Genomic DNA, 23943 nt, shown 5'->3' with positions numbered 1-23943 from the left:
AAGAACCGATAGTTTCATTACGCTTACCTGACTGCCTCAAGGCAGGGCAAAAGGATACACCAGTGACTATGGCAAATTTCGATCAAATCAATCCCCCGCACCGCCTGCTGATGGGACCGGGGCCGATAAACGCCGATCCCCGGGTGCTGCGGGCGATGGCCAGCCAACTGCTTGGCCAGTACGATCCGGCGATGACCGATTATATGAACGAGGTGATGGCGCTGTACCGGGCGCTGTTTCGCACCGAAAACCGCTGGACGCTGCTGGTGGACGGCACCTCGCGCGCCGGTATCGAAGCGGTGTTGGTCTCGGCGATCCGTCCCGGCGATAAAGTGCTGGTGCCGGTGTTTGGCCGCTTCGGCCATCTGCTGTGCGAGATTGCCCGGCGCTGCCGCGCGGACGTGCACAGCATCGAAGCGCCCTGGGGGGAAGTGTTCAGTCCCGAGGCGATCGAGGACGCCATCAAACGGGTGCGCCCGCGCGTGCTGTTAACCGTGCAGGGCGATACGTCCACCACTATGCTGCAACCGCTGGAACAGCTGGGGGACATTTGCCGACGGTACGATGTACTGTTTTACAGCGACGCCACCGCTTCGTTTGGCGGTAATCCGCTGGAAACCGACGCCTGGGGGCTGGATGCGGTGTCCGCCGGCCTGCAAAAATGCCTCGGCGGCCCCTCCGGCAGCGCGCCGGTGACGCTCAGTCCGCGTTGTGAAGCGTCCATCCGCCGTCGCGCCTGTGTGGAAGCCGGCATCCGCACCGCCGAGCATCGGCAAGGCGAGGACGAGATGATTTACTCAAATTATTTTGATCTGGGCATGATCATGGATTACTGGGGACCGGAGCGGCTCAATCACCATACCGAAGCCACCAGCATGCTGTTTGCCGCCCGTGAATGCGCCCGCCTGTTGCTGGCGGAGGGGATCGACGCGGCCATTGCCCGCCATAAGCTGCACGGCGGGGCGATGCTGGCCGGCATTCGCGGCATGGGGCTGGAGGTGTTCGGGGATATGCGGCATAAAATGAATAATGTGCTGGGCGTAGTGATTCCGCCGGGCATCGCCGGCGAGCAGGTACGCCAGATGATGCTCAATGATTTCGCCATCGAAATCGGCACGTCGTTTGGGCCGCTGCACGGCAAAATCTGGCGTATCGGCACCATGGGTTATAACGCCCGCAAAGACTGCGTGATGCAAACCCTCGGCGCCCTGGAAGGCGTATTGCACCGGCTCGGATTCGTCAGCCCGCAGGGCGCCGGACTCCAGGCGGCCTGGGATAGCTATGGGGCGCAGGCGTGATGGGGGCGCATCGGCGGCCGCAGGCGGAGATGCCGGCGGAATTGGCCGATGACGCCGCCCGGCGGGTGATGCTGCGCTGCGATATATTGGCCGGAATTACCGAAACCCCGGGCCAGTTGACCCGGCGTTATCTGTCGCCGCAGCATGTGCAAGCCAATCTTCAGGTGGCCGATTGGCTGCGCGCGGCGGGTATGCGGGTGTGGCAGGATAGCGTCGGCAATATTTGCGGGCGTTATGAAGGTTTGCAACCCGATCTGCCGGCCATTTTGCTGGGCTCGCATCTGGATACGGTGCGTAATGCCGGGCGTTATGACGGCATGCTGGGGGTGCTGGCGGCCATTGAAGTGGTGCAATTTTTGCACAGCCGGCAATTGCGCCTGTCCAGGGCGATTGAAATCATCGGTTTTGCCGACGAAGAGGGCGCGCGTTTCGGCATCGCCCTGCTGGGTAGCCGCGGCATTACCGGTACCTGGCCCGCCGATTGGCTGGGGCGGGAAGATGCGGACGGTATCAGCGTGGCCCAGGCCCTGCGCCAGGCGGGACTAGACCCGCTGCGCATCGGCCGGGCTAAACGCGATCCCCGTGCCTTCAGCGCTTATCTGGAACTGCATATTGAACAGGGACCCTGTCTGGAGCAGGCGGGGCTGGCCCTGGGCGTGGTATCGGCCATCAACGGCGCCCGCCGGCTGAACTGCCGGTTCAGCGGGGTCGCCGGGCACGCCGGCACGGTGCCCATGGCGCTGCGCCGGGACGCGCTGACCACCGCGGCGCGCTGGATCGCGGAGATTGACGATTTCGCCGCCGCCCACGGGCCGCAGTGGGTGGCGACGGTGGGCATGTTGCAGTGCCTGCCGGGGGCGGTGAACGTGATCCCGGGCGACGTGACATTGACGCTTGATGTGCGCGGCCCGGCCAATGCCGGGCTGGACGCGCTGCTGGCGGCGTTACTGGATCGCGCCGGGACCATCGCCCACGCGCGCGGGCTGACGTTTACGGCGGAACAGTTCTACCGCATCGACGCCACTCCTTGCGACGCCGTTTTACAGGCGCGGCTCGGCGACAGCGTATGCCGGGTCCAGTCCGTTAGCCCGGCTTTGCCCAGCGGCGCCGGCCATGATGCCATCGCGGTGGCGGAATGTTGGCCGGTGGGCATGCTGTTTGTACGCTGCGAGCGCGGCATCAGCCATCATCCGGATGAATCGGTCCTGGCGGCGGATGTGGCGCTGGCGATCCGCGCCTATGCCGATGCGGTGATATCCCTAACGTAGTAGGGCGAAAGGAGGATTGATCGTGACGCTTGATGATTTTAATCTGGCCCCTCGGCAGGCCGTCAGCGACATGCTGCTGGCCTGCGCGGCAATCCCCGCCTGGGCCGACGCCATTATCGCGGCCCGGCCGTTTGCCGGCAGGGATCGGCTGATCGCGCTGGCCGGGGATCTGGCCTTGGGCTGGCGGCCGGAGCAGGTAGCCGGGGCGCTGGTCCATCATCCGCGCATCGGCGAACGGCCCGGCGGCGGCGATGTTCAATCCCGCCATTCCCGCCGCGAGCAGGCGGCGGTGGACCCGGCCGACGCAACGCTTGCCGCTGAGCTGCTGGCCGGCAATCGCCGCTATGAACAGCGCTTCGGCCAGATGTTCCTGGTGCGCGCCGCCGGACGCAGCGGGCACGAAATCCTGGCCCTTCTGCAACGGCGCCTGACGCACAGCCGGGCGCAGGAGCAGCGGGAAACCGCCCTGCAACTAAGGGAAATAGCCCTGTTACGTTTACAAGAAGGGATATCACAATGAGCAAAGTTACCACCCATATACTGGATACCTCGCGCGGTATCCCGGCGGCCAACGTCAAAATCAAGCTGGAGATCGAACGCTACGGAATGTGGGAGAAAATCAGCGAGGGGTACACGGATGACGACGGCCGGCTGCGCACCTTGACCCCGCAGGGGCTCATGCCGGGCCGTTATCGTATGAACGCCGCCGTCGGCGCCTGGTTTGCGCGCCAGGGGATTTCATCGCTCTATTGCGCCACCATAGTGGATTTTTTTATGCGCGAAACCGATACGGATTTACATTTGCCGCTGCTGATAAGCCCCTATGGCTGGTCCACCTATCGGGGCAGTTGAGCGCATCCGGTATCAACCCGCGCGCCGCCGGCCGGACGCGCCGTGCTACTCGCCCAGGCTGAACGTATCGGCATCCATCCAGGCGGGGAATGCTTCGCGATACTGGCGCAGCGCGTCCAGCGATAATTCGGCCTCCAGGCATACCGCCGCGCCCGGGGCGCCTTGGGCCAGCACCTTGCCCTGCGGGTCGATAATCATGCTGTCGCCGCTGTATTGGTGCTCGTTGCCGTCGCTGCCGACGCGGTTACAGCCCGCCACGTACGCCTGGTTCTCAATGGCTCGCGCCGCCAGCAGGGTTTGCCAGTGATATGCGCGCGGGGCCGGCCAGTTGGCCACAAACAGCGCTAAATCGTAATCCTGCCGGTTGCGCGACCATAGCGGGAAACGCAAGTCGTAACACACCTGCGGCAAAATACGCCAACCGCGCCACTCCACCACCAGCCGCCGTTGGCCCGCCTGATAATATTGATGCTCATTCGCCATGCGAAACAGGTGGCGCTTGTCATACACATGCACCCGGCCCTGCGGTTCCACCAGCAAAAAGCGGTTTACCGCGCCGTCAGGCGTGCCGATGGCGGCGCTGCCGCCAATCAAGGCGTCGGCGGTGTCGGCCCATTGCCGCATCCATTCCACCACCCGGCCCTGGGGCAGGGCGTTGCCCGCCGCCTCCATGGCGAAACCGGTGGTGAACATTTCCGGCAAAATAATCACATCGCGGCCGCTGGCGGCGGCCAGCAGGCCGTCGAAATGCGCCAGATTGGCTTCGCCGTCCATCCAGGCCAGCGGTTGCTGCAACAGGCTGATTTTTAAAGTCGACATAAACGCTCCGCGGCGGCATCAAGGGTGGCGTCCTGCTTGGCAAAGCAGAGCCGGATCAGTTTGTGCGGGAAAGGATCGGCGCAAAACACCGACAGGGGAATCGCCGCCACGCCGATATTGATGGTCAACCACTGGCTGAAGGCGACGTCATCCAGATCGGAAACCGCGCTGTAATCGGCCAGCAGGAAATAGGTACCCGCGCAGGGCAGCAATTCCAGGCGGCTGGGCGCCAGGGCCTGCACCAGATGATCCCGGCGATCGCGATAGAAATCCGGCAACTGCCGCCAGTGCTGCGGTTCGGCGCGCAGCATATCGGCCAGCGCCAGCTGGGACGGGGTATTCACCGCGAACGTCAGGTATTGATGCACCTTGCGCACCTCGGCGCTCAGCGCCGCCGGCGCCACGCAGTAGCCCACTTTCCAGCCGGTCATATGATAGGTCTTGCCAAACGACGAGACGGCGATGGACCGCTGGCGCAGCTGCGGATGCGCCAGCACGCTGGCATGGCCCGCCGCGTCAAAGCAGATATGCTCATACACTTCGTCGCTCAGTACATAGATTTCCCGTCCGGCGATGGCCTGCCACAGCTGTTCAAAATCCGCGGCATGCCAGACGGTGGCGGACGGATTGTGCGGCGTATTGAGGATCACCAGCCGGGTACGGTCGTTGAGCTGGGCGCGAAACGCCGCCCAATCCACGCTGAAGGCCGGCGGTTGCAGCGCGATGCGGCGGTTGACGCCGCCGGCCAGGGTTACCGCCGGAGCATAACTGTCATAGCTGGGATCAAAACTGATCACCTCGTCGCCGGCGCGCACCAGGGCGCTGATGGCGGCAAACAGGGCTTCGGTGGCGCCGGCGGTCACCGTGACCTCCAAATCCTGATCCGGCCGCCAGCCATAAATAAGCTCGGTTTTATCGGCAATCGCCGCGCGCAGAGGCGCCGCGCCGGTCATGGGGGCATACTGATTGGCGCCCTGGTCCACATGATGCGCCAGCCGCGCTTTCAGGTAGTCGGGGCCGTCAAAGTCGGGAAATCCCTGCGACAGGTTGATGGCCTGATGCTGCTGCGCCAGCGCGCTCATTTGGGTAAAAATGGTGGTGCCCAACGACGGGAGCTTGCTTTCAGGAACGTACGTCTTGCTGCTCATGGCTAATTACCACTCTCAAAAGCCGGTTTTTAAGCCAATATAACACGCTCAGCGTAATTAACAATCGGGACGTTTAGATGGGTAAACGGCTAAAGTTAGTGGGTTTTGCGGTTCTGAAATAAACCGGTATGGCATGGGCCAAGCGTCGCCAAGCCAAAGGCTGGATTCAAGCGGAAGCGACGGCCCGCGCCAATGTCAATCGCAGCACGATTTCCAAAATGCAAACCGTCAGCGCCAGGAGTCCGCTGGAAAAAAAGCGGCAAGAATGATAAGTCGCTGTTAACAGGCTTATGTGACGCTGTTAATGTTAAGCGTAACAATGCAATGTAACAAAAAAACCATGTGATTAGCATCACATATTTAATTTAAGTAAACCCGTTTAATGCATCTACGCCACGTGATAAAAGAGTAGAGCCGAATAAAAGGTGTCGCGCGGGCTGTATAAGGGCACCGACAACCAGGATAAATGTTATGCGTAACCATCGGGTGAGTTTACAGGATATTGCCACGCTCTCTGGTGTGACGAAAATGACTGTCAGCCGCTATTTACGCAATCCCAGACAGGTCAGTTCAGAAACGCGCAGCAAAATACACGAGGTCATGCAGGCTATTGAGTACAATATCGACGCTAGCGAAAGTACGTTGCCGCAGCAGAAAACCCGCACGATAGGTTTGTTGATTCCAACATTTAAAAGCGCCGTGTTTTCCGACATTCTCAAAGGGCTTGGGCATGTGATGCAGCATAGCTGCTTCAAACTGACCATCTCGGAGTATCACTCCAGTCTGGATGAAGAAGAAAAACAAATAATATCGATGTTATCCAGTGATATCGAAGGGATCATTTTAAGCGAAAGCAGCCATTCTTTAAAGGCGATGTGCTATTTACAGGCGACCCGATTACCTATAGTAGAAATGATGGATAGCACCAGCCCCAGGATAGATTGCGCGATTGGTTTTGATAATAAGCGGGCGGCATTTGAAATGGTCAACGCGATGATTTCCGCCGGGAAACGCAATATCTGTTATATCAGTACCTATTGCGATTATCGTGATCAACTGCGTTTTAGCGGATATCAGGATGCCGTTGTTGCCCATGGCTTGGCCAGTCACAGAATGACCCCGGATAGAATGTCGTCATCGCTACTGGGTGCTGAACTATGTCAGCAGGCATTAATGGCCAATCCCCGTACCGATGGTTTTTTCTGTATTAACGATGATCTGGCGGTAGGCGTATTATTTGAGTGTCTCAAACGAGGATATCGTATCCCTCAGGATATGGCGGTAGCAGGATTTCATGGTCTGGATATCGGCAAAGCGGTGACGCCATTATTGGCCAGCGTGATCACGCCGCGCTGGGAAATGGGTCGGCTTGCGGGTGAAATGATCACCAGTAAAATAAAAAATATCGAAACAGAAACTTGCCTCGACGTCGGATTTAACATTTTTCTCGGCGAAACAGTTTAATATTTCCGTTAAAAAATCCAGCGGTTTTTTATTACTGTGACCGCCTGCGTCTATATAAAAAATTGCAATGAAATAAAGAGTAATTTAGTTCTGCGTGACCAGAGTTGTGTTATGCGTAACAAGGTAGTGTAACAATAATTCAGCGTGATATATGTCACGTTTTTTATACTGCTTACATTGTTTACTGTCAGAAATTAATTATGGAAGACGTTATGAAAATCATTTCTGAAGCCTGTGTAGTTTTCGGTATTAAAAGCCTTGGCATCACTCCCCAGGAAATAGAGTATCAGGGGCAGGGGACTTTGATAAAAATAACCCGTGGCGGTATATGCGGCTCGGATTTACATTATTATCAACACGGCAAGGTAGGGGCGTATGCGGTTAAGGCTCCTATGATTCTTGGTCATGAAGTTATCGGTGAAGTTATCGCCTCAGATGACCCGACGCTGGGAAAAGGCCGCACCGTAGCCATTAATCCCAGCAAACCTTGCCACGTTTGTAAATATTGTCTTGGCGGCGATGAAAATCAATGCGTAAAAATGAAGTTTTTTGGCAGTGCTATGTATTTTCCGCATATTGATGGGGGATTTACCCAGTATAAAATCGTCGACAGCGCGCAGTGCATTCCATTCGATCCTATCGTAGACGGCCGCATTATGGTTTTTGCCGAACCGCTGGCCGTGGCCATCCATGCGGTTAATCAAGCGGGCGATATTACTGGCAAACGGGTATTTATTTCCGGCGTCGGACCCATCGGCAGCCTGGTGGTCGCGGTGGCGAAAGCTAAAGGGGCCGCGGAAATCGTCACCGCCGATCCCAGCGAACGCTGCCGGCAGCTGTCGCTTACCTTGGGGGCAGATAAATCATTTGCCGCCGATGCGCTGGAATGGACGGATTACCAGGCGGATAAAGGCTTTTTTGATATCGCGTTCGAGGCATCCGGGCACCCGTCCTCGCAGGGGCGTTGCCTGGACGTTACCCGCGCCAAAGGCACCATCGTGCTGGTGGGCATGGGTGGGGCCATCCCTGAATTTCCCCTGATGACGGTTATTGCCAAGGAACTGCACTTAACCGGCACCTTCCGGTTTACCGGGGAATTCCGTACGGCGGTGGAATGGCTGGAACAGCATATCATCGACCCGCTGCCCCTGTTGTCCGCTGAATATGCGCAACCGGATTTTATTCAGGCCATGGAGTTCGCCGGCAATAAAGCCGTCGCGTCCAAAGTCCAGATTGTTTTTTAACCCGTCACCGCACGGCCCATTATGTAAGGATTTATGCATGACAAACTTATTTTCCCTGACCCATCGAAAGGTCCTGATTACCGGTTCCGCCCAGGGCATTGGGTTTTTACTGGCGAAAGGACTGGGAGGACAGGGCGCTGAAATCATCATTAATGATATCACCGCCGATCGCACTGAAGCGGCGGTGGAGGCGCTCGGTCAACAAGGAATAATCGCCTACAGCGCGCCGTTTAACGTCACGTCGGCTGATCAGGTCCGGCAGGCGGTAGCGGATATAGAGCAGCGTATCGGCGCCATTGATGTACTGATCAACAACGCCGGGATCCAGCGTCGCCACCCGTTTTTGGACTTTCCCGAACAGGACTGGGACGCGGTGATTAATGTGAATCAAAAGTCGGTGTTCCTGGTATCCCAAGCCGTGGCTCGGCATATGGTTAAGCGTAATGCGGGCAAAATCATCAATATCTGTTCCATGCAAAGCGAGCTGGGGCGGGATACGATTACCCCTTACGCCGCGTCGAAGGGGGCGGTGAAAATGCTGACTAGGGGCATGTGCGTGGAACTGGCCAGGTATAATATCCAAATTAACGGTATCGCTCCGGGATATTTCAAGACCGAAATGACCCGTGCCCTGGTAGAGGATCAGGAATTTAGCCAATGGTTATGTAAACGCACGCCGGCGGCCCGTTGGGGCGATCCGGAAGAGCTAATCGGTTCGGCGATCTTTTTATCATCCAGAGCGTCTGACTTCGTTAATGGTCATTTACTGTTTGTCGATGGCGGCATGTTGGTGGCGGTGTAAACCCCTGCGTGGAACGCGGGTAGCTGCACGCTGTCCCGGATTTATTTAATAAGCTATCGCGCAAGGAGCAAGCAATGCGTAATCATCGGGTAAGCCTGCGGGATATCGCGGCTCTTTCCGGCGTGACCAAAATGACCGTTAGCCGTTATTTGCGTGAACCCAGTAGCGTAAGCCTCGGCACCCGGGAAAAAATAGCCAGGGTGCTGGAAGATATCCATTATGTGCCGAGTCGTTCAGCGAATATGATGCTGAATGCAAAAAGCAGTGCGATCGGTATATTGATTCCTTCATTTCAAAACCAAGTATTTGCCGATATTTTGGCGGGCATGGAATCGGTTACCGGTCAATATGGCTTTCAATTACTGATATCGGAATATAACTATTCTTCGGTGTCAGAAGAGAAGCAAATTCTTAACCTGATGTCGTATGATGTGGAAGGGCTGGTGTTATGTGAAAAATCCCATACGTCCCGCGCGCGCGGATTTTTAACCGCCGCCAATATTCCTATTGTGGAAATTATGGATACATTAGAGCCGCAAATCGATATTGAAATCGGCTTTAATAACCGTGTGGCTGCTTATGAAATGGTCACGACCATGATTGGTCGTGGAAAAAGAGTAATTTATTACTTCAGTTCACGGGACGATCAGCGCGATAACCAACGTTATGCCGGTTATCAGCAGGCGATGGCAAAGCACGGGTTAGACGTTTATCGGCTGACGCCGAATAAGATATCCTCATTTTCACTCGGTGCCCTGATGCTGCAGCAGGCGTTAAAAGAAAAGGTTCCACCGGATGGCATATTTTGCACCAATGATGATATTGCCGTTGGCGTGCTTTTTGAGTGTCTACGCAATAATATTTCCGTGCCCGACACGATTTCCATCGCCGGATTTCACGGGCTTGATATCGGCAAGGCGGTAACGCCTATGCTGGCAAGCGTCAACACGCCGCGTTTTGCCATCGGTAAACTCTCAGCGGAAATGCTGATAAATAAAATAAACTCACGGCCGGTAACTCGCACCATTGACGTTGGTTTTGATATTTTCCAGGGAGAGACAATCTAGTTATTAAATTAAAACGACATTATTAACCTTCATTTATAAAGAGAGAACCATGAATAATGACCCTATAAACGTATTGGTCATCCAGCCGCTTATGGATGAAGTTACGCAGCGCTTAACCAAGCGATTTAAGTGTGGTTTTTTATACGCGGAAAAAAATATCGACACGTATTTACACACCGTTGGCCAGAACGTTCGCGCGGTGGCCACCCGCGGCGACGTTGGTCTGGATGCCTCGATTATGGCCAGATTGCCCAATCTGGAAATTATTGCGGTGTTTGGCGTGGGAACCGATGCTATTGATTTAGCCGAGGCCAGGCGACGGAATATTATTGTTACCATCACATCGGATATTTTAACCGACGATGTAGCCGATTTGGCTATGGGACTGGTACTTGCCACTTCAAGACAAATTGTGTTCCAAGACACGTTTGCCCGCTCGGGACAGTGGTCGTTATCCGCCCCCCTGCTGGGCCATAAAGTCAGCGGCAAAAAGCTGGGCATCCTGGGTTTGGGGAAAATAGGATCGGCCATTGCTCGCCGCGCCAGGGCGTTTGATATGCAGGTGGGCTACTGCGACCGATCTAGCACCGTCCACGCTGATTACCAGCGTTTTGACAATATCCACGCCTTGGCCGATTTTAGCGATTTCCTGGTGCTGTCCCTGCCAGGCGGTGGCGCCAACTCAGGTACGATCGATAAACGTGTGTTTGAATCGCTCGGTGCAGACGGCACCCTGATTAATATCGCGCGCGGTTCGCTGGTTAATGAAAACGATCTGGTTGACGCATTGCGCAACGGCACCCTGCGCGGCGCGGGCCTGGACGTGTACGAACGCGAACCGCATATTCCAGAGGCTCTGTTCGCCATGGACAATGTGGTGATAACACCGCATATCGCCAGCGGCACTATAGAGACACGCCAGGCGATGGCGGATAACGTATTCGATAATCTCGATAGTTATTTTACCCGCAACGTGGCGTTAACGCCGGTTAACTGAATCAGGTGACTTTATGTCTATATTATTGCGCAGCGCTAATCCCGTTGAGGTGAAAGATGAATAACATCGTTCCACAACCCCATTGGTTCCACCGTATCACCCGTCCGCAATGGAAAGCATTTTGGGCCGCCTGGATGGGTTATATGCTCGATGGATTTGATTTTGTCATTATCACCCTGGTGCTGACCGAAATTATGGTGGAATTCCAGGTGTCCACCATCGAAGCTGCGGGCCTGGTGTCGGCGGCGTTTATCCTGCGCTGGTTCGGTGGCTTGGCATTAGGGGCAATGGGTGATAAATGGGGTCGAAAAAGCGCCATGGTGACCAGTATCATTATGTTCGCCGGTGGTACGCTGGCCTGCGGCTTGGCGCCCAATTATACCTGGATGTTCATCGCCCGGGTGGTGGTAGGCGTAGGGATGGCCGGTGAATACGGCACCAGTTCGGCCTATGTGATCGAAACCTGGCCGAAGGATATGCGCAATAAGGCCAGCGCCTTTCTCAACTCCGGTTTTTCGGCCGGGGCCATTCTCTCGGTACTCGCCTACAGTTTGGTGGTGCCGCTGTGGGGCTGGCGGGTATTATTTTATCTGGGCATTATTCCCATCGTTTATGCGTTGTGGCTGAGGCGCGCCATCCCGGAAGCCGAAGAGTGGGCGAAGAATCGGGACAAAACCACCGCGCCGGTAGTGACCATGATCGACGTATTGTATCGCGGCCCGCATAAATCCACCCGTTTGATGAACATCATTATGTCCCTGGTAGCCGCCGCCGCGCTCTATCTCTGCTTTGATCACGGCACCACTCCAGCGCTGGTGGCACTGCTCGGGGTTATTACCGCCATCATTTTCATCTCGTTCCTGGTGCAAAGCGGCGGCAAACGGTGGCCCACCAGTCTGATGCTTACCGTCATGATCCTGTGCGTATTTTTATACGGCTGGCCCATCCACGCCCTGCTGCCCACCTATTTAAAAACCGAACTCCACTTTGCGCCGGAAATTGTCGCGCTGGTGTTTTCTTTCAGCCGTTTCGGCATGGGGCTGGGCTGCTGCGTCGCCGGTATCGCCGGGGATCGGTTTGGTACCCGCAAAACCTATGTGCTTAGCCTGCTGGTTGCCCAAATATTGGTTATCCCGCTATTTGCCCTGACCGGTTCGAGCGTCTGGCTGTTATGCATTCTGATCTTTTTGCAGCAGATGTTTAGCCAGGGCGTCGGCGGATTATTAGCCAAAATGATCAGCGGCTATTTTGATACCGATCAGCGTGCGGCCAACCTGGGGTTTATTTATAACATCGGGTCCTTGGGTGGGGCGCTGGCGCCGGTCCTGGGCGCCACCATTGCCAAAAATTTCAGTCTCGGCGCCGCGCTTGGCGGCTTGTCTTTCACCTTAACTTTTGTGGTGATCCTGCTGATTGGCTTCGACATGCCTTCACGGGTACAGCGCTGGTTAAAACCGGAAGCATTGCGTTATTACGACGCGGTAGACGGCACCCGTTTAAGCGGCGCCTTTACCCGTAAAACCACCTCAGAGCAAATTTCCGTTGCCGAAAAATTTGAGCAACAACATTAAACATCAGTGGAGGAATAAACATGACGATAGGCAATAGAGTATTTTTGCAACGCCCCATGGACGCGGTTCAATATCTGTCGGCGTTTCGGCAATTACCCGCCGCGGTGGTGGCCGACTGCATGAGCCGTTTACCCGCCTTGTCCTGTGACATCAGGCTGTGGAGCGCACCCACTAAACCGGTCATGTGCGGCATTGCCCTGACGGTGAAAGGACGCTCCGGCGATAATTTGATGTTGCATAAGGCCTTGGATATGGCGGGGAAGGATGATGTGATTATTCTTTCGAACGAAGGCGATCGCAGCCAGTCGCTGATGGGCGAAGTCCTGACCACATACGCTCGTTTCCGCGGCATCGAGGGGCTGGTGCTGGATGCCCCCATCCGCGATATCGACGGTATCTCCAAAATGGATTATCACATGTACGCCACCGGGCACACTCCCGGCGGACCCTTCAAGGACGGCCCCGGGGAAATTAACGTGCCGATCGCCTGCGGCAAGATCCATGTCTGCCCCGGAGATATCGTTCTGGGCGACGCCGACGGCGTAATTATCATCCCGCGCCAGGATGCGCAGCGCATATTGCAGGAATCACGGGCGTATTTAAAAGTCGATATGCGCAATTTCGAACTGGCTAAAACCGGTTCGTTATCTCGGGGGTGGATCGATCAAACGCTGGCGGATAAAAACGTCGAAATTATTGAAGGCAGTTATCAATAACACAGCTGCGGGCGAACCTGGCGGCAAATGCGCTGCCGCCAGGTTTGGCACGCCAGCCTCCTGGCGGTGGTATTTTCGAGCGGAGCAGCCGGAAGCGTGGCTCAGTTTCGGGATGCGCCCGTGTCGCGGTGAATTTGACCGGTTTATCGCAAAACCGCGACTTTCATGTGGTAACGCAAAGGGGAAGGGCTAACTTCGCTTCTCGCGCTTTCCCCATTCCGGTAAACTGGTGGCTGGAATCATCAATGAATTAGCCAGCATATACCGAGGGACTCATGTATCAGGACTTGATTCGCAGTGAACTCAACGAAGCCGCAACCACGCTTGCCAACTTTCTCAGCGACGATCGCCAACTACAGGCCGTCGAAGACGCCGCCAGGCTTATCGCCAACTCCTTCAAGGCCGGGGGCAAAGTCCTTTCCTGCGGCAACGGCGGATCGCATTGCGACGCCATGCATTTCGCCGAGGAGCTGACCGGCCGTTATCGCGACGACCGTCCGGCCTATCCGGGCATCGCCATTTCCGATCCCAGCCATCTGTCGTGCGTGAGCAACGATTATGGCTACAATTTCGTATTTTCCCGTTATATCGAGGCCATCGGCAATAAAGGCGACGTACTGCTCGGCATTTCCACGTCCGGCAATTCGGCCAATATAATCCGTGCTATTGAAGCGGCGCGCGCCAAGGGCATGCACGTTATCGTCCTGACCGGCAAAGACGGCGGCAAAATGGCCGGCACCTCCGATGTTGAAATTTGCGTGCCGCATTTCGGTTATGCCGACCGGATCCAGGAAATCCATATCAAGGTGATCCATATCCTGATCCAGCTGATTGAAAAAGAGATGGCGGCGGCTTAGCTACGGCATCGAGACGTAATGGTAAAGGAGAGGGGTCATGTGCGAACTACTCGGGATGAGCGCTAATGTACCGACGGACATTTGCTTCAGTTTTACCGGGTTAGTGCAACGTGGGGGTCGTACCGGGCCGCACAAGGACGGGTGGGGCATCACGTTTTATGAAGGCCTGGGCTGCCGGACCTTCAAAGACCCGCTGCCAAGCTTTAACTCGCCTATCGCCCGGCTGGTGCAGGATTATCCCATTAAATCCTGCGCCGTGGTGTCGCATATCCGCCAGGCCAACCGCGGCGAGGTGTCTCTGGAAAACACCCATCCGTTCACCCGCGAATTATGGGGACGCCACTGGACCTTTGCGCATAACGGCCAGCTCAGCGGGTTCCGGCGGTTAAAAACCGGCACGTACCGACCGGTGGGGCAGACCGACAGCGAATATGCCTTTTGTTGGCTGCTGGCGCGCCTGGCGGAGCGTTATCCGCGCCGGCCCGCCAACTGGCCGGCGGTGTTCCGGTATATAGCCGAATTGGCGGACGAGCTGCGGCAAAAGGGCATATTCAATATGCTCTTGTCCGACGGCTGTTTTGTCATGGGGTATTGTTCGACGGATTTATACTGGATTACCCGGCGGGCGCCGTTTGGGAAGGCGACGCTGATCGATCAGGATGTAGAGATCGATTTCCAGCGGCAAACCACGCCCAATGATGTGGTGACGGTCATCGCCACGCAGCCGCTGACCGGTAATGAAACCTGGCACAAGGTCGCGCCAGGGGAGAGCGTGCTATTTCGGCTGGGCGAGCGCGAATTGTGATACCAACGGCGCGCCGCTGCGCAATTGCAGCGGCGCGCTGACGGTATACTGCCCATTGACCACGGCCACCGCCGGCGGCTGGTGGTACTGGGCGAAATAGGCATAGCCCGGTTCCAGGGAGCGCCAGAACGGATAATCGGTTGAATTGCGGTGGCGCTGTAAGTTCGACTCGGTCATGCGGAACGGGAAAATATTGATTTTCACTTCGGCCTGGCCGTTAAGCAGCGCCGCTTCCACATAACGATAAATTTCGGCGATATAACTGTCGGTCATGGCGTAACAGCCAATTGAGCGGCAGTCGCCGTGGATCATCAGCATCGCGCCGGAATAACCGCGGGATTGATCGTAGGCATTCGGAAAGCCGATATTAATCGCCCGATAGTAATGGCTGTTCGGATTCAGATTACGGTTGGTAATGGCGTAAAACCCTTCAGGGCTTTTAAAATCGCCTTCGCGGCGTTTAGGGCCCAGGCCGCCGGAAAAATTACAAATGCGATAGCTATCCAACATACGGTATTCATTACCGACTTTGGCGTAGAGTTCCAGCGTCCGTTCTTCTTTAAATATTTGAATAAAAACCGGCGAGCCGATTAACTGCGACTTTAATTCTTTAGATAATTGCGGCTGCTCACTGGCATAACTAACGGACGTTAATGCCGGTATACAAAACAACATCGCAAACAACAGTGCGATTTTGCCCATTATTAATCCTGCGTAGTCAAAATAATCAAGATGCCGGGCAACGGACGCCGGCGGCAGACCCTTAAAAACGTCAAGTAAAACAAATAAAACAGCGACAAGATAGCACTGCCTACACATTTATCAAGATACGTTTTGTATAAATTAATTGGATTACTGTATACTTATACAGTCAAAGGGGGAGGTGGATGCGTAAAATCATACATGTGGATATGGATTGCTTTTTCGCGGCGGTGGAAATGCGCGATAATCCAGCGTTACGCGATATCCCCCTGGCCATCGGCGCCAGCGCGGACCGGCGCGGGGTAATCAGCACCGCCAATTACCCTGCGCGGGTATACGGGGTGCATAGCGCCATGTCCACCGCCATGGCGCTGAAGCTCTGCCCGCACCTGACTTTGCTTCCCGGGCGCATGGCCGCCTATAAAGAAGCGTCGGAGCATATCCGGCGTATTTTCGGCCGTTATACCCCGCTGATTGAACCCTTGTCTTTGGACGAAGCCTATCTGGATGTTACCGACAGCGGCTGTTGCAGCGGGTCGGCGACCCTGATGGCCCAGGCCATCCGCCAGGATATAGCGGATGAACTGGAACTTACCGCCTCGGCCGGGGTGGCTCCGGTGAAGTTTCTGGCCAAAATCGCCTCGGATCTCAATAAACCCAACGGCCAGTTTGTCATTACCCCCGAGCAGGTGCCGGCGTTTTTGGCCCAGCTCCCCCTGGGCAAAATCCCGGGGGTGGGCAAGGTGACCGCTAAAAAACTCTCCGAGATGGGGCTTGTCACCTGCGCCGACGTGCAGCGCTACGACCTGGCGGCGCTACTTAAGCGATTTGGCAAATTCGGCCGGGTGCTGTGGGAACGGTCTCAGGGAATCGATGAGCGTGAAATCTCATCGGAGCGCCTGCGCAAGTCGGTGGGGGTCGAGCGCACGCTGGCGGAAGATATTGCCGATTGGGCGGACTGCGCGGCGATTATCGAGCAGCTTTACCCCGAGCTGGAGCGCCGTCTGGCCCGGGTCAGGCCGGATCTGCATATTGCCCGGCAAGGAATCAAGCTCAAGTTTGCGGATTTCCAGCAAACCACCCAGGAACATGTCTGGCCGCGCTTGAACAAGCAGGATCTGATACATATCGCACGCCAGGCGTGGGATCAGCGGCGCGGCGATCGCGGGGTAAGGTTGGTGGGGCTGCACGTGACGCTGCTGGACCCGCAAATCGAGCGGCAACTGATGCTCAATTGGGAAGAAGATATGCTGCACCGGCCTCTTCCCTGAGGCGCGGCGCGTGGGATAAAGACCTATCGGTTCTTTTCGGGAATGGCTTTAAGCAAGGCGGTCAGCAGGGTCCAGTATTGACCGACGCTTTTGATATGCACCTGCTCGTCCGGGGAATGGGGGCCGGTGATGGTGGGCCCGATGGACACCATATCCATCTGCGGGTACGGTTTTTTAAATAAACCGCACTCCAGCCCGGCGTGGATCACCTGGATGTTCGGCGTCTTATTGAACAGCTTCTGGTAGGTTTCGCGCACCAGATGCATCACCGGCGAGTTGGCGTCCGGTTTCCAGCCCGGATAGCTGCCCTTGGCGGCGGTTTCCGCTCCGGCCAGCCGGCCCAGCGCGGTCAGGGTGCCGACCACTTCGTCTTTGCCGCTGTCGATCAGCGAACGAATCAGACAGCGGATATGCGCCTGCCCGGCCTCCATGGAAACCACGCCCACATTCAGGGAGGTTTCCACCACGCCTTTCACATCGTCGCTCATGCGGATTACGCCGTTGGGCATGGCATTGAGCAGGGCGATAAGCCGATCGCCGCAGGATTTGGTCAGCGCCTGCGCGTCCGACGCCGCGTCTTCAACCGCAATGGCCAGCTTCTTTTCCACCGCCGCCAGTTCGCCGGCGATGGTGGCGAGATAGGCTTGCGCCAGCTGGTTCAGGCTTTCGGTATTTTCCTGCGGCAGGGCCAGGGTGGCGAAGGCTTCGCGGGGAATCGCGTTGCGCAGCGTACCGCCGCTCAGATCGAGCAGGCGGATATCCAGCGCCTGGGCATGTTGGAACAGGAAACGGGCCAGCAGCTTATTGGCATTGCCCAGACCCAAGTGAATATCCCCGCCGGAATGGCCGCCTTTGAGCCCTTTAATGGTCAGTTTCACGACCTGGTAACCCGCCGGCACCGCTTCGCGCTCCAGGGGCAGCACGGTTTTAAAATCCACCCCGCCGGCGCAGCCCATATAAATCTCGCCTTCTTCCTCGGAGTCGGTGTTGATCAGGATATCCGCCTGCAGCCAGCCGGGCTGCAGGCCAAAGGCGCCGGCCATGCCGGTTTCTTCGGTCATGGTCAACAGCACTTCCAGCGGGCCGTGCTGTACGCCGTCATCCGCCAGCACCGCCAGCGCGGACGCCATGCCGATGCCGTTATCCGCGCCCAGGGTGGTGCCGCGCGCCTTGACCCAATCGCCATCAATATAAGGCTGGATCGGATCGCGGGTAAAATCATGAATGGTATCGCTGTTCTTCTGCGGCACCATATCCAGATGCGCTTGCAGCACCACCGGCCGGCGTTTTTCATAACCCGGCGTTGCGGGTTTACGCAGCAGGATATTGCCTGCCTCATCGCGCTCCCCATGCAACCCTTTTTCCTGCGCCCAGCGAAGAATATGGCTGGCCAGGGCTTCTTCATGATATGAGGGATGCGGTATGGAGCAGATTTTGGCAAAAATTTGCCATAATGGCTGAGGCGAAAGTTGAGTCAGTTCAGACACGATAAAAACTCCTGTTACAACGTAAGACCCGGCCTGGTCGTCATTAACGGCGCATAGCCGGTCGGATGGTTACCCAAGACTGAAGAAAGAATACCACTTTACCTTCAACAATGGTGAAAGTGAGCGGAAAAAGGGCGGTAGCGCTGGTATTTCCCTGGTTGCATCTTTATAATCTCGCGCAACCTTTTTTCCCTGTACTTTTAAGCCGACCCAATCCGGCTGGGACAGCATTTATGAGCGAAAAATACGTCGTAACCTGGGATATGTTGCAAATTCAGGCGCGCAAACTGGCCGAACGGCTACTGCCAGCATCCCAATGGAAAGGCATCATCGCGGTCAGCCGCGGCGGCCTGGTGCCCGGCTCGCTGCTGGCGCGTGAACTGAATATCCGCCATGTGGATACGGTTTGCATCTCCAGCTACGATCATAACAACCAGCGTGAACTGACCGTGCTTAAACGCGCTGAAGGCGATGGCGAAGGGTTTATCGTTATTGACGATCTGGTGGATACCGGCGGCACCGCCAAAGCGATCCGCGATATGTATCCCAAGGCACATTTTGTCACTATTTTCGCCAAGCCCGCTGGCCGGCCGCTGGTTGACGACTATATGGTCGATATCCCTCAGGATACCTGGATTGAACAACCCTGGGACATGGGCGTGGTGTTTATTCCGCCGCTGGTGGGCAAATAACGCCGGGCCGGACGTTCGTTTTCCGCACCCGTAACGCTGTTACCAACGCCCGGCCGCCGTCGGGCGTTTGTCTTTTTACCGCTTAATGAGTAACCTTGCTAATATTATGCCGGCTTCATGGGAATCCGGCGTTGCGGAGGCGATGGTTCAATGAGCGGTAACAATCTGAGCGAAGTACTATTTAAACCCTCATTCAAACTGCAGGAAACCTCGACCCTGGTCACCCGGCCGCGCCATGCCGGCGGACAGGCGCCCATACTCGCCGCCCTGGACGGCACCAATCCCGGTAACTGGTATCGCATGATCAACCGGTTGCTGTGGATTTGGCGCGGCATTGATCCGTGGGAGATCGAGGAAGTCCTGGCCCGCATCGCCGCCAGCAAATCCGAACGCACCGATGATCGCTTGCTGGATACCGTGATCGGCTATCGCCCCGGTAATTGGATATACGAATGGTCCCATCAGGGCATGGCGTGGCAGCAGCGCGGCATGGATGAAACCGATCCGGCGGCGGCGGGCCGCTACTGGCTGCAGGCGGCCAACTTCTACAGCATTGCCGCTTACCCCCATTTATGCGGCGATACGCTGGCGGAACAGGCGCAAACCCTGGCCAACCGGGCCTGGGAAGAGGCCGCGGGGCACCTGAGCTATGAGCTCAAGGCGTTAACCTTCCCCGTCAGCGGCGGCGGCAAAGTCACCGGTTTCCTGCACCTGCCGCAAAAAGACGGCGGACCGTTCCCCACCGTGCTGGTCTGCGGCGGCCTGGATATGCTGCAAAATGACACTTATCGCCTGTTCCACGACTATTTTGCCCCGGCGGGCATGGCGATGCTGACCATCGACATGCCGTCCATCGGCTTTTCGTCGAAATGGACGCTGACGCAGGATTCCAGTTTCCTCCATCAACAGGTGCTTAAAGGACTGGCGGATATTCCCTGGATCGATGCGCGGCGCGTCACGGCGTTCGGTTTTCGCTTTGGCGCCAATATCGCCGTACGGCTGGCCTACCTGGAGTCGCAGCGCCTGCGCGGCGTCGCCTGCCTCGGGCCGGTGGTGCATGGGCTGCTCACCGACGGCGCCCGGCAGGATCGGGCGCCGGATATGTATATGGACGTGCTCGCCAGCCGCATCGGCATGGCCCATGCCTCGGACGCGGCGTTGAAGACCGAGCTGAACCGCTATTCGCTGAAAACCCAGGGATTGCTGGGCCGCCGCTGCCCGACGCCGATGCTGGCCGGTTATTGGGATAACGATCCTTTCAGCCCCAAACAGGACGCGGCGCTGATCGCCTCGTCATCCCTGGCGGGCAAACTCCTGCAGGTCAAACCGGCGCCGGTTTACCAGAATTTTCAGCGGGCTTTAAGTGAAATTTGTGATTGGCTGAAAAATATTTAATAATTGAAGATTAATTTATTCAATTAGTTTGCTAAACAAAGAAGTCTATTTCCCCCATTGAAGTTTTTTTGAGGTTATCAGCATGGCGTTAGTAAGTGGACACCCTAAAAGCAGACTGATGAAAGGATTTACCGCGCTCGGCCCTTATATCCGCGAGGGACAATGCAGCGACAATCATTTTTTCTTTGATTGCCTGGCGGTATGCATCAATATGCAGCCATCGCCGGAACTTCGCGAATTCTGGGGCTGGTGGATCGATCTCGAAGCCGAGGAGACCCGCTATACCTACGCTTACCATATAGGCATGTTCGATAAGGCCGGCCGCTGGAACGAACAAAAAATCAGCGACAAAGCCGTGCTGGAAAAACTGGAAAGCTCGCTGCGCGCTTTTTTTGTCCGTCTCGACGCCTATATCGTCTCGCTGGAGATGACGCTGGAACCGGCGGCGACCTTCAAAGACGAGCCGTTTATCCTGACGACCCGATAATACGCATACCTGCTTTTTAACTCATTTCGCGTTATGCTGGCAGGCATAGCGCTTTTTCTTTTTATAAAGACCAGGCACGATTTTTTTAACCTTATTTACGGTAGAAACCTTATGGATGGCAGCCAGACATTGGTTGTGAAATTGGGCACCAGCGTACTGACCGGCGGTTCCCGGCGGCTTAACCGTGCCCATATCGTCGAATTGGTGCGCCAATGCGCGCAGCTGCACACCGCCGGGCACCGGATCGTGATCGTCACGTCCGGGGCCATTGCCGCGGGGCGCGAACATCTTGGATATCCCGAATTACCGGCTACCATCGCCTCAAAACAGCTCCTGGCCGCCGTAGGGCAAAGCAGTCTGATCCAGCTTTGGGAACAGCTGTTTTCCATTTATGGCATTCATATCGGCCAAATGCTGCTGACCCGGGCCGACATGGAAGATCGCGAACGTTTCCTTAACGCCCGCGATACGCTGCGCGCGCTGCTCGATAACCGGATCGTACCGGTGATCAACGAAAATGACGCTGTGGCCACCGCCGAAATCAAAGTGGGCGATAACGACAATCTTTCGGCGCTGGTGGCGATCCTGGCGGACGCGGATAAATTACTGCTATTGACCGACCAGGCCGGCCTGTATACCGCCGATCCCCGCACCAATCCCGGCGCGCAGCTGATTCCCGAAGTCTCTACCATCAATGATGCGCTGCGGGCCATCGCCGGCGACAGCGTTTCCGGGCTGGGCACCGGCGGCATGGCCACCAAAATCCAGGCCGCCGACGTGGGCATCCGGGCGGGGGTCGACGTGGTCATCGCCGCGGGCAACCGTCCCGGAGTGATTGGCGATATGATGGCGGATCTGCCGGTGGGCACCCGCTTCCATGCCCAGGAAATGCCTCTTGAAACCCGCAAGCGCTGGCTGTTCGGGCCGCCGCCCGCCGGGGATATCACCGTGGATGACGGCGCGCTGCGGGCCATCAAAGAGCGGGGCAGCTCGCTGTTGCCCAAGGGCATCCGTTCGGTGGCCGGCGACTTCTCCCGCGGGGTGGTGGTACGTATCCGCGGCCTGGACGGCAAGGACATCGCCCACGGCGTCAGCCGCTACAATAGCGACGCGCTGCGTATGATTGCCGGGCAACACTCCCAGCAGATCGGCGATATCCTCGGCTATGAATACGGCCCGGTGGCGATCCATCGCGACGACATGATTATTTATTAAGGAGTAGCTTATGCTGGAGCAAATGGGTAAAGCCGCCAAAGCGGCATCCTGGCAGCTTGCGGTGCTGAGCGGCGCCGAGAAAGATCGGGCATTGCTGGCGATCGCCGATAGCCTGGAAACCCACGCCGAAGTGATCCTGGCGGCCAACGCGCTGGATATGGCGGACGCGCGCCACAACGGCCTGAGCGAAGCCTTGCTCGATCGCCTGCTGCTCACCCCGGCGCGGCTGTCCGCCATTGCCGCCGACGTGCGCCAGGTGTGCCGCCTGACCGACCCGGTTGGCCAGACTATCGACGGCCGGATGCTGGATAACGGCCTGCAGTTGGAGCGTCGCCGGGTGCCCCTGGGCGTGGTGGGCGTGATCTATGAAGCCCGCCCCAACGTGACGGTAGACGTGGCGGCCCTGTGCCTGAAAACCGGCAATGCGGTGATCCTGCGCGGCGGTAAAGAAACCCATCGCACCAACGGCGCCACCGTCAAGGTGATCCAGCAGGCGCTGGTCGCCTGCGGCCTGCCGGCAAGCGCGGTGCAGGCCATCGATAATCCCGATCGCGCCCTGGTCAATGAGCTGCTGCGCCTGGATCGCTATGTGGATATGCTGATCCCGCGCGGCGGAGCGGGGCTGCACAAACTGTGCCGCGAAAACTCCACCATTCCGGTGATTACCGGCGGCATCGGCGTATGCCACATCTATGCCGACGAAACCATCGACTTCGCCGCGGCGCTCAAGGTAATTGAAAACGCGAAAATCCAGCGCCCCAGCGCCTGCAACTCCCTGGAGACCCTGCTGGTGCATGAGGCCATCGCCCCGGCCTTCCTGCCCCGGTTAAGCGGGCATATGCAGCCCCTGGGCGTCACCCTGCACGCCGACGATATCGCCAGGCCTTACCTGGCCGACGGTCCGGCCGCATGCGTGCCGGTGGATGAAGCCAATTACCATGATGAATGGCTCTCCCTCGATCTGAACGTCAAGGTGGTCGGCGGTTTTGACCAGGCGGTGGAACATATCCGCCAGTACGGCACCCAGCATTCCGACGCCATCCTGACCCAGTCGCTGGTAAACGCGCAGCGCTTTGTGCGCGAAGTGGATTCCTCGGCGGTGTATGTCAACGCCAGCACCCGCTTCACCGACGGCGGCCAGTTCGGCCTGGGCGCGGAAGTGGCGGTCAGCACCCAGAAACTGCACGCCCGCGGCCCCATGGGCCTGGAAGCCCTGACCACCTACAAGTGGATCGGCTACGGCGATAATCTGGTGCGCGGCTGATCGCTTGCCCGGATGCGGAATTGCGCATCCGGGCCGGTTCGTTATTCCGATCCATCCTCATCATCACTGAAATTCTCCCGATGGCGTTGAATAAACTCCAGCGCATCGCCTGAGGATGGGCTTTCGCCCGCTCAAATCATGCGTAAAAAAATTCAGCTTTGACTATAGGACAAGGTGGGGGAATTAAGCGGCAGGCCGTTATTTGCCATTGAAGGGGCAGGGGAGGGCGGGAAAGCGGCGATAATCTGTCCAGCGGTTGATCCGCAGCACTGATTTGCTGTTTTTATCAGCATACAAACGCCCGGCTATTGACTCTTTACCCGCTTTTGCATAACGTGTGACCCCGAGATTCACCCCGCATGACACACCCTTATCATGCCGATATAGCTCAGTTGGTAGAGCAGCGCATTCGTAATGCGAAGGTCGTAGGTTCGACTCCTATTATCGGCACCATCTTTTCTCATAAAATCACTAAGTTACTATTGCAGTATTTTGCTTTGTTCAACGCTAAAGTGCATTTTT

General features: G+C 56.9%; 24 protein-coding genes and 1 tRNA gene. 21 read left to right on the top strand and 4 right to left on the bottom strand.

Translation table 11 applies throughout. From position 1 onward, the window contains the following. Positions 1-68 precede the first annotated feature (68 nt). The 4 genes from ACL2XP_RS20760 to uraH are packed head-to-tail and all read left to right on the top strand — an operon-like array spanning position 69 to position 3418. Entirely contained in the window at positions 69-1298 is a 1230-nt protein-coding gene (locus tag ACL2XP_RS20760; protein ID WP_413739239.1) for a pyridoxal-phosphate-dependent aminotransferase family protein, read from the top strand. After that, entirely contained in the window at positions 1298-2566 is a 1269-nt protein-coding gene (hpxK, locus tag ACL2XP_RS20755; RefSeq protein ID WP_413739238.1) for an allantoate amidohydrolase, read from the top strand. Before ACL2XP_RS20760 ends, hpxK begins: the two co-directional genes overlap by 1 nt. Positions 2567-2588: 22 nt before the next feature. Continuing rightward, entirely contained in the window at positions 2589-3086 is a 498-nt protein-coding gene (gene uraD / locus ACL2XP_RS20750) for a 2-oxo-4-hydroxy-4-carboxy-5-ureidoimidazoline decarboxylase (protein WP_413735057.1), read from the top strand. Further along, positions 3083-3418: a hydroxyisourate hydrolase gene (gene uraH, locus ACL2XP_RS20745; protein ID WP_413735055.1), complete on the top strand. Its 336-nt coding sequence runs from the start codon at positions 3083-3085 to the stop codon at positions 3416-3418. The genes uraD and uraH overlap by 4 nt, the downstream gene beginning before the upstream one ends. A gap of 45 nt (positions 3419-3463) precedes the next feature. Here uraH and ACL2XP_RS20740 read toward each other — a convergent pair whose 3' ends face one another. Continuing rightward, positions 3464-4237 carry an amidohydrolase gene (locus ACL2XP_RS20740; protein ID WP_413735054.1) on the bottom strand — a complete coding sequence of 258 codons (774 nt, stop codon included), beginning with the start codon at positions 4235-4237 and terminating at the stop codon, positions 3464-3466. Next, on the bottom strand, positions 4225-5385 hold the full coding sequence (locus tag ACL2XP_RS20735; RefSeq protein ID WP_413735052.1) for a pyridoxal phosphate-dependent aminotransferase: 1161 nt from the start codon (positions 5383-5385) through the stop codon (positions 4225-4227). Before ACL2XP_RS20735 ends, ACL2XP_RS20740 begins: the two co-directional genes overlap by 13 nt. A 128-nt stretch (positions 5386-5513) precedes the next feature. Between ACL2XP_RS20735 and ACL2XP_RS20730 the strand changes: the two genes are divergently transcribed. The 10 genes from ACL2XP_RS20730 to ACL2XP_RS20685 all read left to right on the top strand — a co-directional run bounded on the left by ACL2XP_RS20730 (position 5514) and on the right by ACL2XP_RS20685 (position 14908). Then, positions 5514-5654 carry a hypothetical protein gene (locus ACL2XP_RS20730; protein WP_413735051.1) on the top strand — a complete coding sequence of 47 codons (141 nt, stop codon included), beginning with the start codon at positions 5514-5516 and terminating at the stop codon, positions 5652-5654. A gap of 202 nt (positions 5655-5856) precedes the next feature. Then, positions 5857-6849: a LacI family DNA-binding transcriptional regulator gene (locus tag ACL2XP_RS20725; protein ID WP_413735050.1), complete on the top strand. Its 993-nt coding sequence runs from the start codon at positions 5857-5859 to the stop codon at positions 6847-6849. 212 nt (positions 6850-7061) lie between these two features. Next, positions 7062-8093, top strand: a complete 1032-nt coding sequence (gene idnD, locus ACL2XP_RS20720) for an L-idonate 5-dehydrogenase (RefSeq protein ID WP_413735048.1) — start codon at positions 7062-7064, stop codon at positions 8091-8093. Positions 8094-8130: 37 nt separating this feature from the next. Beyond that, complete coding sequence (gene idnO, locus ACL2XP_RS20715; protein ID WP_413735047.1) at positions 8131-8895, top strand: gluconate 5-dehydrogenase; 765 nt, start codon at positions 8131-8133, stop codon at positions 8893-8895. 74 nt (positions 8896-8969) lie between these two features. Further along, positions 8970-9962 carry a DNA-binding transcriptional regulator IdnR gene (gene idnR / locus ACL2XP_RS20710; RefSeq protein ID WP_413735046.1) on the top strand — a complete coding sequence of 331 codons (993 nt, stop codon included), beginning with the start codon at positions 8970-8972 and terminating at the stop codon, positions 9960-9962. A 49-nt stretch (positions 9963-10011) separates the two neighbouring features. After that, on the top strand, positions 10012-10959 hold the full coding sequence (locus ACL2XP_RS20705; protein ID WP_413735045.1) for a 2-hydroxyacid dehydrogenase: 948 nt from the start codon (positions 10012-10014) through the stop codon (positions 10957-10959). Positions 10960-11015: 56 nt separating this feature from the next. Continuing rightward, on the top strand, positions 11016-12530 hold the full coding sequence (locus tag ACL2XP_RS20700; protein WP_413735044.1) for an MFS transporter: 1515 nt from the start codon (positions 11016-11018) through the stop codon (positions 12528-12530). A gap of 20 nt (positions 12531-12550) precedes the next feature. Next, positions 12551-13246, top strand: coding sequence for an RraA family protein (locus tag ACL2XP_RS20695; protein WP_413735043.1), 696 nt, complete (start codon positions 12551-12553; stop codon positions 13244-13246). Positions 13247-13521: 275 nt separating this feature from the next. Beyond that, complete coding sequence (gene lpcA, locus ACL2XP_RS20690) at positions 13522-14103, top strand: D-sedoheptulose 7-phosphate isomerase (RefSeq protein ID WP_413735042.1); 582 nt, start codon at positions 13522-13524, stop codon at positions 14101-14103. Between the two features lie 37 nt (positions 14104-14140). Further along, on the top strand, positions 14141-14908 hold the full coding sequence (locus tag ACL2XP_RS20685; protein ID WP_413735041.1) for a class II glutamine amidotransferase: 768 nt from the start codon (positions 14141-14143) through the stop codon (positions 14906-14908). Here the strand turns inward: ACL2XP_RS20685 and dpaA are convergent. Further along, the gene (gene dpaA / locus ACL2XP_RS20680) at positions 14879-15610 is read right to left on the bottom strand and encodes a peptidoglycan meso-diaminopimelic acid protein amidase (RefSeq protein ID WP_413735040.1); all 732 of its coding nucleotides are present in this window, start codon (positions 15608-15610) and stop codon (positions 14879-14881) included. The genes ACL2XP_RS20685 and dpaA overlap by 30 nt on opposite strands. A gap of 185 nt (positions 15611-15795) precedes the next feature. On the opposite strand from dpaA, the gene dinB reads away from it, so the two are divergent. After that, positions 15796-16881: a DNA polymerase IV gene (gene dinB / locus ACL2XP_RS20675; protein WP_413735039.1), complete on the top strand. Its 1086-nt coding sequence runs from the start codon at positions 15796-15798 to the stop codon at positions 16879-16881. A 23-nt stretch (positions 16882-16904) separates the two neighbouring features. On the opposite strand, the gene pepD is transcribed toward dinB, so the two are convergent. Next, positions 16905-18368: a beta-Ala-His dipeptidase gene (gene pepD, locus ACL2XP_RS20670; protein WP_413735038.1), complete on the bottom strand. Its 1464-nt coding sequence runs from the start codon at positions 18366-18368 to the stop codon at positions 16905-16907. 233 nt (positions 18369-18601) lie between these two features. Here pepD and gpt point away from each other — a divergent pair, with 233 nt between their 5' ends. The 6 genes from gpt to ACL2XP_RS20640 all read left to right on the top strand — a co-directional run bounded on the left by gpt (position 18602) and on the right by ACL2XP_RS20640 (position 23874). Next, positions 18602-19060 (top strand): xanthine phosphoribosyltransferase, encoded by a 459-nt coding sequence (gpt, locus tag ACL2XP_RS20665; protein WP_413735037.1) that lies wholly within the window; start codon positions 18602-18604, stop codon positions 19058-19060. A 150-nt stretch (positions 19061-19210) separates the two neighbouring features. After that, positions 19211-20455 carry an esterase FrsA gene (gene frsA / locus ACL2XP_RS20660; RefSeq protein WP_413735036.1) on the top strand — a complete coding sequence of 415 codons (1245 nt, stop codon included), beginning with the start codon at positions 19211-19213 and terminating at the stop codon, positions 20453-20455. Between the two features lie 82 nt (positions 20456-20537). After that, entirely contained in the window at positions 20538-20942 is a 405-nt protein-coding gene (gene crl / locus ACL2XP_RS20655) for a sigma factor-binding protein Crl (protein ID WP_413735035.1), read from the top strand. Positions 20943-21053: 111 nt separating this feature from the next. Next, the gene (gene proB, locus ACL2XP_RS20650) at positions 21054-22157 is read left to right on the top strand and encodes a glutamate 5-kinase (protein ID WP_413735033.1); all 1104 of its coding nucleotides are present in this window, start codon (positions 21054-21056) and stop codon (positions 22155-22157) included. Positions 22158-22167: 10 nt separating this feature from the next. Further along, entirely contained in the window at positions 22168-23421 is a 1254-nt protein-coding gene (proA, locus tag ACL2XP_RS20645; RefSeq protein ID WP_413735032.1) for a glutamate-5-semialdehyde dehydrogenase, read from the top strand. A 377-nt stretch (positions 23422-23798) separates the two neighbouring features. Further along, positions 23799-23874, top strand: a tRNA-Thr gene (locus ACL2XP_RS20640). Positions 23875-23943: the final 69 nt, after the last annotated feature.

This window comes from Sodalis sp. RH21 (assembly GCF_047324175.1).
Lineage (GTDB): Bacteria > Pseudomonadota > Gammaproteobacteria > Enterobacterales > Enterobacteriaceae > Acerihabitans.
Note: the sequence above shows the minus strand (reverse complement) of the source record. Positions and strands in the feature narration are given on the sequence as shown.